This is a genomic window from Streptomyces corynorhini (assembly GCF_003346515.1).
Classification (GTDB): domain Bacteria; phylum Actinomycetota; class Actinomycetes; order Streptomycetales; family Streptomycetaceae; genus Streptomyces; species Streptomyces corynorhini.
The window spans coordinates 1-10,631 of sequence record NZ_QQNA01000273.1; the positions used below are offsets into that span (position 1 = coordinate 1).

General features: G+C 71.3%; 7 protein-coding genes and 2 pseudogenes. 4 read left to right on the forward strand and 5 right to left on the reverse strand.

All coding sequences use genetic code 11. From position 1 onward, the window contains the following. Positions 1–133: 133 nt before the first annotated feature. The gene (locus tag DVH02_RS28350) at positions 134–1,147 is read left to right on the forward strand and encodes an aldo/keto reductase (protein ID WP_114626710.1); all 1,014 of its coding nucleotides are present in this window, start codon (positions 134–136) and stop codon (positions 1,145–1,147) included. Positions 1,148–1,184: 37 nt separating this feature from the next. Here the strand turns inward: DVH02_RS28350 and DVH02_RS28355 are convergent, their stop codons facing one another. Further along, a complete protein-coding gene (locus DVH02_RS28355) occupies positions 1,185–2,063 on the reverse strand; it encodes a sulfurtransferase (RefSeq protein WP_114626711.1) in 879 nt (292 codons plus the stop codon). 483 nt (positions 2,064–2,546) lie between these two features. Between DVH02_RS28355 and DVH02_RS28360 the strand changes: the two genes are divergently transcribed. Together DVH02_RS28360 and DVH02_RS28365 are read left to right on the forward strand one after the other, a co-directional pair. Beyond that, entirely contained in the window at positions 2,547–4,073 is a 1,527-nt protein-coding gene (locus tag DVH02_RS28360; protein WP_114626712.1) for a carboxylesterase/lipase family protein, read from the forward strand. Between the two features lie 78 nt (positions 4,074–4,151). Then, positions 4,152–4,336: pseudogene (locus tag DVH02_RS28365) on the forward strand (IS5/IS1182 family transposase); the annotation flags it as partial. A gap of 36 nt (positions 4,337–4,372) precedes the next feature. Here DVH02_RS28365 and DVH02_RS28370 read toward each other — a convergent pair. From DVH02_RS28370 to DVH02_RS28380, 3 genes and pseudogenes are all read right to left on the reverse strand, one after another. Then, positions 4,373–4,714 (reverse strand): annotated as a pseudogene (locus DVH02_RS28370) (zinc-binding dehydrogenase); the annotation flags it as partial. A gap of 15 nt (positions 4,715–4,729) precedes the next feature. Then, positions 4,730–5,287 carry a zinc-dependent alcohol dehydrogenase family protein gene (locus DVH02_RS28375; protein WP_267899083.1) on the reverse strand — a complete coding sequence of 186 codons (558 nt, stop codon included), beginning with the start codon at positions 5,285–5,287 and terminating at the stop codon, positions 4,730–4,732. 10 nt (positions 5,288–5,297) lie between these two features. Further along, on the reverse strand, positions 5,298–8,150 hold the full coding sequence (locus tag DVH02_RS28380; protein ID WP_114626714.1) for a helix-turn-helix transcriptional regulator: 2,853 nt from the start codon (positions 8,148–8,150) through the stop codon (positions 5,298–5,300). Positions 8,151–8,599: 449 nt separating this feature from the next. Between DVH02_RS28380 and DVH02_RS28385 the strand changes: the two genes are divergently transcribed. Next, positions 8,600–9,574: an MBL fold metallo-hydrolase gene (locus DVH02_RS28385; RefSeq protein ID WP_114626715.1), complete on the forward strand. Its 975-nt coding sequence runs from the start codon at positions 8,600–8,602 to the stop codon at positions 9,572–9,574. 151 nt (positions 9,575–9,725) lie between these two features. On the opposite strand, the gene DVH02_RS28390 is transcribed toward DVH02_RS28385, so the two are convergent. Then, positions 9,726–10,631, reverse strand: a 906-nt coding sequence (locus DVH02_RS28390) for an alpha/beta hydrolase family protein (protein ID WP_199566448.1), incomplete at its 5' end; no start/stop codon positions are given.

Genomic DNA, 10,631 nt, shown 5'->3' on the forward strand with positions numbered 1-10,631 from the left:
ATCCAAACGAGAGGCCCTAGGGTCTTTCGTCGAAGTAGCGCCGTCCGCCCGTAGGGCGGGCGGGCCCCGCGCCGTCCGGTGCCGATCCCCCGCGTCGGACCGCACGCGTCCGACGCCCTCAGAGAGGAGAGACATGCCCCCTGTTCCCCATCTCCCCGACGGACACCGCCGGCTCGGCGACTCCGGCCTCGTCCTGTCCGAGATCGGCATCGGTGCCAGCACCTTCGGCCGGTCCGGTATGCGCGCGACCGGGCAGGAGGCCGTCACCGCGATCGTCGACCGCGCGATCGACCTCGGCATCACCTACTTCGACCTCGCGGAGGGGTACGGCGACCGGCCGGGGCTGAGCGAGGAGCTGTTCGCCGCCGCGCTCGGCGACCGCCGCGAACAGGTCGTCATCGGCACCAAGTTCGGGCTCAACCTCAGCCGGGAGCGCGGTGCGGCCTACGCCCGGCCGGGGTCCCGCAAGTACATCGTCGCCGCGGTCGAGGAGTCGCTGCGGCGGCTGCGCACCGACTACATCGACCTCTACCAGATCCACTTCCCTGATCCGCTCACCCCGATCGAGGAGACCCTCTCCGCGCTCGACGCGCTGGTGACATCGGGGAAGGTGCGGTACATCGGCGCGTCGAACTTCAAGGCGTGGCAGGTCGTCGAGGCGGAACACGTCGCGCGGGCACGGGGGTTCACCCGGTTCGTGTCGACGACCGACGAGTACAGCCTCCTCTGGCGCAAGCCGGAGGAGGAGCTGATCCCGGCGCTGAGCCACCACGGTCTGGGCTTCATCCCGTACTTCCCGCTGCAGAACGGGCTGCTGACCGGCAAGTACTCGGCGGAGCACGCCCCGGGCGACGCCAAGATCACCAACCTCAAGCGCTACCTGCTGGGCGCGGCGCCCTGGGCGGCGCTGGCCGCGTTCGAGCAGTTCGCGCGCGACCGGGGCATCACTCCGGGCACGGCGGCGCTCGGCTGGCTGCTGGCCCGGCCGACGGTCACCAGCGTGATCGCGGGCGTGACCGTCCCCGGGCAGCTCGACGAGAACGTCCTGGCGTCCCGGTGGATCCCGACGGCCGACGAGGAGGCCGAGCTGCGCGGCCTGTTCACCGGCGACCTGTCGGGCGGTCCCGGCGTGGTCGACCGCGGCTGAGGCGCCCTCGGCGGGGTGGTCCCGGGGACGCCGGGGGTCACCCCGCCGAGGGGCGTTCGGCCGCCGTACGGCCGCACGGCCGGGCTCCCGTCGCGATCGGCCGCGTGGGGTCGGTGATCCAGGCGGACCAGGAGCCGGGGTACAGAGCCGCCTCGACGCCCAGGGAGGCGAGTGCCAGCACAGTCGTCGTCGCCGACACCCCGCCGCCGCAGTACGCGCCCACCTCGTCTCCGTCCAGGTGCGCGGCGTACAGGGCGGTCAGCGCCGCCGCGTCGCGCAGTTCGCCGCCGGTGAAGTTGTCCGCGCCGGGGATGCTGTGGGCGCCGGGAATGTGCCCGGTCCCGGTGCGGTCGGGGTCGCCTCGGTACGCCTGCGCGGCGCGCGCGTCGATGAGGTGCCCGGAGGCGGCGAGCCGCCCGGCCTCCTCGGCGGTCAGCAGGGGAAGCGACCCGGGCCGTACGGTGGCCGACCCGGCGCCGGGCGGGGGGACGTCGGTGTCGAGCGCCCCGCCGATCCGCCGCCAGCCGGACAGACCGCCGTGCAGGTAGCGCACGTCCTCCACTCCGGCCCAACGGAGCGTCCACCAGGCGCGGGTGGCCACGGCGGGGTTCTGCCGTGTGTGGACGACGACCGTGCTGTCGTCGTCCACACCCCACCGTCGCAGCCGGTCCTGGAGGCCGCTCGCGCGCGGGAGCGGGCTGTTGCCGGAACTCCCGGTCCGCGGGCCGACGAGGTCCTCCTCGAACGACACGAAGCGGGCGCCGGGCAGGTGTCCGGCGAGGTAGGAGTTCCGCGGCTCCGGGCCTTCTCCGGCCTCGCGGCCGACCTCCAGGACAACGACCTGCGCGCCGGAGCGCAGAGCGTCGGCGAGCTTCCTCGCCGACGTGGTGACGGCCTTCGCTGGCACTGGGCGCATAGCTGCACTCCTCGTTCGCTGATGCGATAAAACTTATCAACGAACATTGCGAGCAATACATATCTTTTATTAAGAGTCCAAGAAGTCAGCGCTCCGGCATCCGCCGACCGGGCGGGGCCGGGCGGGGTCGGGCCCGGCCGGGCAGGGCCGTGCGGGGTGGGGCCGTGCGCGCAGGTGCAGTCACGTTACGGATACCGCGCGCGCCGAGGCCGCTCGTACGGTTCCAGGGAAACCTCCGCTTCCCCAAGGACGCCCCGCGCGACGGTCCAAAACCGCCCCGAAGCAGGCTTCCCGGCCGATCGCGCGCGTCGGCGGCGCACCCGAGGACGTGGACATCGTGATCAGCGCACATCTCCACACCGATCGCGTCGGCCGGAACACGTACCCGCACGGCCGACAGTGGATACCCACTTCCCCCAACGCCACCCATCCGATGCCGAAGGACGACTCCGGCTTCCGGACTCCTGCGGAAGGACACAGGACATGAGCCACCCCACCGACCCCGTCGTGACCACGGCGCAGGGGGCCGTCCGCGGCCTGTGCCAGGGCGACACCACCGCCTTCCTGAACATCCCCTACGCCGCCCCGCCCCGTGGCGCCGGCCGGTTCGAGCCGCCGCGACCGCACGAACCGTGGGACGGCGTACGGGACGCCACCGTGCCGGGGCCCAACGCGCCGCAGTCCGCACGCAAGCTCGGCAGCGTGGACATGTCCCCCTACTTCGGCACCGGTTGGAGCCGCGGCGAGGACCACCTCACCGTCAACGTCTGGACGCCCGACGCCTCCGGCGGCGGCGACCTGCCCGTCATGGTGTTCGTCCACGGTGGCGCGTTCGTCGCCGGATCCACCCGGTCCGCGCTGTACGACGGCTCCGCCTTCGCCCGCGACGGCGTCGTCCTCGTCACCCTCAACTACCGGCTCGGCATCGCCGGTTTCCTCGACATCCCCGGAGCGCCCGCCAACCGCGGCCTGCTCGACGTGGTCGCCGCGCTGGGCTGGGTGCGGGAGAACATCGCCGCGTTCGGTGGTGACCCGCACCACGTCACCCTCTTCGGTCAGTCGGCCGGGGCGACCATCGTCGGGGGCGTCCTCGCCACCCCAGGAGCCGCGGGGCTCTTCCGCCGGGCGATCGTCCAAAGTGGCAACGGCCTGGGGGCGTTCACCACCGAGCAGGCCGCCCGTGTCACCCGGGCAGCGGCCGAGGTCCTGGGCATCGAGCCCCGCGCCGACGCCTTCGCGGACATCTCCGACGACCGCCTGGTCGAGGCCGCCTCCCGGCTCGTGGACATCGACCTACGGACCGCGACACACTACGATCCGCTGATCGGATTCAGCCCCTTCGGCCTGGTCCTCGACACGCAGCCCGCCGAATCCGTCGCCATCGGCCTCGGTGCCGGCACCGACCTGCTCATCGGGACCAACACCGAGGAGGGAAACCTCTACCTGGTCCCCGTGGACACGTACGCCACCTCTACCGCCGGGGACGTCGACGACGCGGCGGCGCGCTCGCACCCGAATCCGGCGCGACTCGTCGAGACGTACCGGAAGGCACGCCCCGGTGCGTCCTTCGGCGAGCTGCGCTCCGCCATCATGGGCGACGCACTGTTCGGCGCGGGCAGCTGGGCCCTGACCGACGCACATGCCGCGCACCCCCAGTCCGCCACCTACGCCTACGAGTTCGCCTGGCGCTCCCCGGCGCTGGACGAGAAGCTCGGCGCCGCCCACACGGTCGAGCTGCCCTTCGTCTTCGATCTCGCGCACCTCCCCCGGCTGCGCGGCCCATCCGCCCTGCTCGGCCCCGACAAGCCCCCCGCGGATCTCGCCGCCCGTACGCACGCCACCTGGATCCGGTTCGCCAGGACCGGCAACCCCGGCTGGGACGCGTACGACGACGAGCGCCGGGCCACGATGCGCGTCGACGCCGAGTGGACCCAGGTCGACGACCCCCGCGGCCAGGAACGGCAAGCCTGGCGCTGGTCTCCGGCCACCACTCCCCAGGACACACCATGACCAGAACCGTCATCACCACCGAGAACACACCCGCCCTGGCGGCCCCGCTGTGCCGAGGCTGAACGATCGGCGCGCACAGGCAACGCAGGCGGCGGACCTGCCGACTTCGACCGCGAGCGCCACCGGCGACGCAACGAGGCCGAGCGGACCATCAACCGACTCAAGAACTCCCCTGCAGTCGCCACCCGTTACGGCAAGAGGGGGCCTACGTCCACCACGGCACCGGCACCGCAGCCGCGGTCCGGCCATGGCTCCGCCCATGATCCGCCGGACTGTACCTCATGGCTGACCACGACCTTGCCGAAACGTGAGCCGTGCGCGAAGTGCTCGAATGCCTGTAGGGCCTCGGAGAAGGGGAAGACTCGACCGATCACGGGGCGGACGCGGTGGTGGGCTATGACGCGGTTCATCTCCTCCAGGTCGCTACGGCTTCCGACACCGATCGCACGGAGTGTGGCGAAGCGGAGGGAGAGAGACATCAGGTCCATGCCCTGCCCGGCGCCGCCGAGGTGGCCGACCAGGGAGATGGTGCCGTGCAGGGCGAGCGCCTCCACGGACTGGGAGATGGTGGCGGCACCGCCGACTTCGACGACGATGTCGACGCCACGGTCGTCGGTGAGCTTGCGGACGACGGATCCCCAGTCAGGGGTCTCGGCTTAGTCGACGACGTCGGAGGCGCCGAGTTCGCGCAGGCGCTCGGCCTTGGCCTCGCTGGAGGTGGTGGCGATGACCCGAGCACCTGCGGTGCGGGCGAACTGCAACGCGAACGGCGACACACCGCCGCTGCCCTGCACCAGCACGGTGTCGCCAGGCCCGACGCCGGCCACGGCGGACCAACCGGTCAAGGCCGCGCACGGCAGCGTCGCGGCCTCCTCGAAGCTGAGGTGCTCGGGCATCGAGACCAGGACGTTCTCGTCGACGACGGCGTAGTCGCCGAGCCAACCGTCGATGTCGGTGCCGTACATCTGGCCCAACTTTCGCAGCGGGCCGCCGTACCACGTCGGGTTGAACGAGTTGACCACGCGGTCGCCGACCCGGAACCGGGTGGTGTCCGGCCCAACAGCCTCGATCACACCGGCGGCGTCGGAGAGCTGGATCAGGTTCGGCAGTGGCGGGAACGGGTAGAGGCCGCTGGCGATCACCATGTCACGGCTGTTCAGGGAGGTGGCCTTGCTCCGCGACCAGACGGAGCATGTCGCGTGGGCGTGTGACAGCGGGTGAGCCTCAGGCGAGGCCGCTGTCCGCGGTGCGGGCCTCGATCACGTCCCTGAGCTGAGAACGCACGGTGATGCCGAGCTTGGGGAACGCCCGGTACAAGTGTGAGCTGACGGTTCGTGGGGAGAGATACATTTTTTCCGCCACCTCCCGGTTGGTCAGGCCACGAGCCGCGAGCCGTACGATCTGCTGTTGCTGTGGCGTCAAGTCGGCAAAGGCGTCCGGTTCCGGCGTGTCGCTCTGGGATCCGGCAGCCCTGAGTTCGGTGTGGGCGCGCGCCGTACCCGGCCTTGCTCCCAGCCGTCGGAAAATGCCCTCGGCCTCGGCCAGCGCGGTCCGCGCCTCGACAATGCGGCGCCGACGGCGGAGCCATTCGCCGTAGGCCAGCAGCGTCTGGGCGTGCTCGAAGGGCCGACGCGCCAGTACCGGAGTCTCCAATGCCTGGGTGAAGTGGCTCTCGGCCCCGTTGGGAGGAGCGAGAAGCGCCCGGCTCAGCTGCACCAGGGCCGCTCTGCGCGGCGCCAGCGGGCCCGCGCTTTCGAGGGAGCGCTCGGCTCTGTCCACGATCCGGGCGGCCTCTTCATGGTGGCCGCCGCGGGCCGCTGCCGACGCCAGTTCGGGCAGCGCCGGGTACGAGAGGTGATAGTGCACCGGATCGCCCGGACCGTCGAAGAGCTGGCGATAGTGCAGGTACGCCGTTTCGTTGTCGCCTTCCGTCGCTGCGGCGGTTCCCAGCGCCCGATGGGCCAGGGCGAAGACCGAACGGCTTTCCACGGGGTCGACAAGTGAAAGGGCGTGCCGAGCCTGGGCGCGTGCTCCGGCCGCGTCGCCGCGTAGCGCACGGAGCAGGCCATCGGTGGCGCCGGCACAGGCGGCCGCGTGGTCGAGACCGACCTCCGAGGCGACAGCCGAGAGTTCGGCGCACGCCGTCTGGGCACGCGTCCATCGGCCGTGTTCCAGGTAGGCCAGAGCGGCGATCCCGCCCAGGCCGTCGGGGAGCGGTCCCTGAACGGTCCACGACGTGAGCGCGGCGTCGAAGGCGCGTACAGCCAGGTCCGTCTCGTCCAGCAGCCAGGCCGCGATGGCGAGCAGCATCAGCGTCCCGGGATGCTCCGAGGCCGCGGTGATCAGGGCCGGCAGCCGCAGGGCCACCTGCGGCTCGGTGCTTTCAGGGCGCGTGACGACCCTGACCCAGTCGGTCAGGAACGGCTCCCGGTCGCCGGTACGGTGCGAGGGGGCCGCCGACACGGCGGACAGCAGACGTTCGATCTCGTGTGCCTGTGCCGGGTCGGCCGAGTAGAAGCGGACCACGGCTGCTGCGGCCAGTGCCTCCAGCACGGCTGCGGGATGGGTGTCCGCCAGGGCGGCGGCCGGACGCGTCAGCTGTCCGAAGGCGGTGTTGTGCGAGGTGGTCAGTGTCATGAGCCGTCCGACCTGCAGCGCGGCGAGCACCGCGGCCGTCGGATCGTCTGTGCTGGCGCGGGTGCGTGCGGCCAGCCGTTCGACGGAGTCGAGTCGGCCGGTCAGGACCGCCGTTCCGGTGGCGGCGGCCAGCAGTCGGGTGGTGTCGCCTCGGCCGGGGTGAAAATCCGCGGCCCGTTCCAGCATGTGAGCCGCGGCAGCGTATCCGCCGCGGTGACGTGCCCGGTTCGCGACGTTCTCCAGTTCGGCCGCTACGTGTGTGCTCAAGCCGGAGGTCGCGGCGGCGAGGTGCCACGCGTATCGGTCGGGGTCCTGCCCGCGGAACAGCTCAGCCAGCTCCAGATGGGCCGCGCGCCGCTCCTCGACCGGTGCGGCGTGGTAAATCGCGATGCGGGACAGCGGATTTCCGCAACGGAGCCGCCCGCCGGTCCTGCTGACGAGGCCCGCCTCCTCAGCGGGCGCCCACACGGGGTCTCCGATGTCGGGGAGCCAGGACAACACGGTGCGTGAGGGGTCTTTGGTGTCCGCCGTGGCCAGTTGTACCAGTGCTCTGCGGGTGGTCGGCGGCAGCGCCGCGAGGCGGGCGGCGTAGATCCGCTCCAGTCTGTCGGTCACCGGGAGCGGGCCGTCGGTGTCGTAGGGCGTGCGCGGGTGAGGCGTGCGCGGGTAGGGCGTGCGCGGGTAGGGCGTGCGCGGGTGTTCCGCCGCGGCCCGTGCCAGTTCCGCCAGGGCCAGGGCGTTGCCCTCGGCGTGCTCCAGGATCCGCGCTCGGGTGCGCCCGGTCGGCGCCTGCGGCTGAAGATCCAGCAGCCGTTCCGCCGCCTCCGGGACGAGCGGGCCCAGGTGGATGGCCGGTCCCCTTGAGCCGAGCCTGGGAAGTGCGCCGTCACGGGTGACGATCACCACCGTCACCGGTTCGTCGGCCAGCCGTCGGGCGACGAAGGAAAGAGCGTCCAGCGAGGCGTGATCGGTCCAGTGGGCGTCGTCCACGACCAGCAGCAGGGGCTGGTCGACGGCGACATCGGACAGCAGTGTCAGGACGGCGATCCCTATGAGCATCGGCTCCGGTGCCTCACTGTGCTCCGCCAGCCCGAATGCGGTGTACAGGGCTCTCCGTTGTCTGGGTGGCAGAGCGTCGATCCGCCCCCGGACCGGCCGCAGGAGCTGGTGCAGGCCCGAGAACGGCAGATCGGTCTCGGACTGGCTGCTGACGGCTCTCAGCACCCGGCCGCCGTCTGCGGCGAAGCGACGTGCGACCGACTCCACCAATGTGGTCTTACCTGCTCCGGGCGCCCCTGAGACGGTCAGCGGTCCGCCTCTGTGCCGCGCCGCGCCCACGGCGTCGACGAACTCGTCGAATTCGGCTTCCCGGAGCACCGGGAAGGCGTCTCGGCCAGCTGTGGCGTCCGCCGCGTGTTCGTCCACTGGTTCTCCAGACATCGCGGAACGTCGCGGAGTGGGGTCATCCCGGCTGCCACGTTCCGCATACCGACGCTACCAGCGTATTCTCGCGGGACAGTGGGTGCGGTCATGTGACGAATGGCGTGTGGACGGGCGGCGTCGGGCGGCCCGGAGCGCAGTCGGCAACCACTCCCCAGCGGCACCCCCTCGGCACCCCCAGCGGCACCCGCCGGTCGCGCCCGTGCGCGGCTACCCGTGTGTCGGTGGCGCCGCGATCGCTTCCGTCCCCTGGCACCCGCGTCTTTCTCCACCCGACTCGCTATCCGTTCACCGGCCGTCGCTGATCACACCGAGGACACATCGTTCACGCTGAGTGATGACGGCCCCCTGGCCGCGGCACTCAGGACAAGGTGCAGTCACGTGTCCGATACCGCCCGGCCCCGCCTGCTCCCAAGCTGGGGAACGTCCGACACATTCGAAGGAGCACCATGTCAAGCGTTTCTCTCCGTGGCCCCGTGGACCCGCTGAACACCCAGCCGGACGGCACCGGAACGCCGACGGTCAGCACCATCGAACTCGGTGAGGTGCAGATCCATCGCGTCATCGAGTTCTCCGACACGACCCCGATGACGACGGACGTCTTCTTCCCCAACAGCAAGCCCGAGGAGTGGCAGCGCCACACCGAGTTGCTGGTGCCCCACCACTGGGAGCCCGAGAACGACCTCACGCGCGCCGCCACCCAGTCCTGGGTACTGCGCAGCGAGGGCAGGATCATCCTTGTCGACACGGGCGCTGGAAACGGCAAGTACCGCCCCCACCAGGAGATTTGGTCCTACCTGAACACCGACTACCTGGCGAACCTGGCCGCTGTGGGTGTGCGGCCCGAAGACGTCGACATCGTCATCAACACCCACCTGCACGACGACCACGTCGGCTGGAACACCCGGCTGGAGGGCAGGGAGTGGGTTCCCACCTTCCCCAACGCCACCTACCTCATGCCGCAGCGCGACTTCGAGTACTGGAAGCCGGAGAATCTCCACAACACCGTCTTCGGCCGGGGCAACCAGAACGTCTACGAGGACAGCGTCACCCCGGTCGTCGAGGCCGGTCTGGTGAAGCTCTGGGACGAGTCGTACACCATCGACTCCCACCTCCGCCTGGAACTGGCCCCCGGGCACACCCCCGGCGCGTCGATCATCCATCTGGAGTCCTCGGGCGACCGCGCCGTCTTCGCCGGTGACCTGCTGCACGGCGCGATCCAGGTCAACGAGCCGCACATCAACAGCTGCTTCGAGGAGGACGAGGACGGCGCGCGCGCGAGCCGTGCGCGGATATTCGCCCACGCGGCCGACACCAACGCCCTGATGCTGCCCGCCCACCTGCCCGGCCACGGCGCCTTCGAGATGCGCCGACGTGGTTCCGGCTTCGAACTCAGCAACTGGGCGCCCTTCTCCCGGACCTGATCACGACAGACGCGGGGAGGGCACGCTCCGTCGACGCAGGGGGCTGTTTCACACGGAAGGGACAACGGAAGAGACAGAAGAGGCGGAACAGACGGAACAGTCGGAACCGACGGCAGAGGACGGGGTGCTGAACGCCGTGCGGCACCCGGCATCACGATCCCGCTTCTCCAGGAGACTCGACGGGTTCCCCTGAGGGGTGCGCCTTGAGCGTGCCGCCGATCCAGCGGCGGATCTCGGCGGCGATGGGCGCGGACCTGTTGGCCCAGCCGGTGTGGCCGAGCCGTTCGCCGTGATGCCAACGGGAGACTGTCGCGCCGCGCAGCAACCCGCACAGGGCGTCCACGGCGCCCGGCGGCGCGAGCAGGTCGCCGCCGACCGACACCGCCAGGACGGGCAGGCGGACGGCCGCGATGAGTTCCTCGTAGTCGATGTCGGCCCCGACCGGACGGTAGCGGCCGGTGCGGGCCATCCGGGCCCAGTCGCCGACCAGGACCCGGGACTGGCGGCCGGCGAAGCGCAGTACGTCGCCCGGCCAGTAGCCGCGCAGCCGGGCGACCGCCGCGACGGTGTTGGTCCCCAGCAGCGGGATCAGCCCGCTCACCCCGGGGTACGTGCGGAAGTGCGGGGTACCGGCGGCCACCAGCAGGATCCCGGCCACATCGGCCGGATTCCGGGCGGCGTACATCAGACCGATCTGCCCGCCGATGCTGTGCCCGAGGAGGAACACCGGGCTGCCGGGGGCCCGTTCGCGCAGAGCGCCGAAGACGGCGGGAAAGTCCACGGTGGCCAGCTCGTGGTAGCCGTAGCGGGCCGAGGAGTCGGGTCGGGGCAGGCTGTCGCCGTATCCACGCAGGTCGACCACCGCGACGCCGAGGCCGTGTGCCACCAGAGCCGCGGCGAACCGGCGGTAGTACCGGGCCCGGACGCCGAGCGCGGGCCAGACGACGACCAGGGGCGCCTTCGCGGGACCCGGCCAGTGGCGCACCGCGAGCACGGCTCCGTCCGGCAGTCGCACCGCCAGCTGTTCGGGGGCGGGGACGGAGCCGTGCTCGCGGTG